Raw genomic sequence first — 742 nt, 5'->3', positions numbered from 1 at the left:
CAGACGCCGGATCCGCCCCGTACTTCCAGATGCCAACGTTCTCCTCAGCGAGGTAGAGAGCTCCTGTTTGGTCATCGGCTACCATGCCCTCAACCCATCCAGAACCTACATCGAAGGTTCGAACAGCGTTGCCGCCCACTCTGCTGCTGCTATCCTCAAGCTCAAACTGGCGTACGGTGCCATCCTTGGTTGACACAAAACCGTAGTACTTGCCGTCGGCTGTATGCCCCATGGTGAAGCCATAGATGTTGGACAGCCCTGTGGGCACCGAGCCAACCGGGTTGAGCTCGCGGCTGGTCGGATCGACTGCAAAGAAGTCGATGCTGTTGGTCTCACGGTTGGTGGCCCCGACCAGATCCACCAGCTGTCCGCCCAAGCGGAAGTCATAGCGCAGGTCCACGTTGTTGTATTCCTGACCGGCTGTGGTGCTGTCGAGGATCTTGCCCTGCAGGTCGAAGATATACAGGCCTCCTCGTGACGGATCCTTATTGGTGCCGATCACCAGGCTGCGGGCCGGATCAGTTTTGTCGACCCAGATGGCCGGATCATCGGCCACATCACCATAGTCGGAGGTGCCAAGCATCGTCGCCGTCTCGCCAGTGGGAGAAACCGACCCGAGGAAAGGAATTGCGACAGGCGGAGGGTTGCTCGGTGTATCGGGCGTGAGCGTGTATTCAACGTTGAGAGTTGGGGGGGCTTGCCCCTCCGAGGATCTGAAATCCCAGCCATTTTCGCCTAAGGG

General features: G+C 58.9%; 1 protein-coding gene. It reads right to left on the bottom strand.

What is annotated here, in order from left to right; translation table 11 throughout:
- On the bottom strand, nt 1–583 hold a 583-nt coding region (locus JKG68_RS32750; RefSeq protein WP_202066645.1), incomplete at its 3' end, for a phytase.
- Nucleotides 584–742: the final 159 nt, after the last annotated feature.

Origin of the sequence: Microvirga aerilata, assembly GCF_016743775.1 — a bacterium.
GTDB lineage: Bacteria > Pseudomonadota > Alphaproteobacteria > Rhizobiales > Beijerinckiaceae > Microvirga > Microvirga aerilata.
The sequence above is the reverse complement of the archived record's forward strand: the minus strand, read 5'-3'. Positions and strand labels throughout refer to the sequence as shown.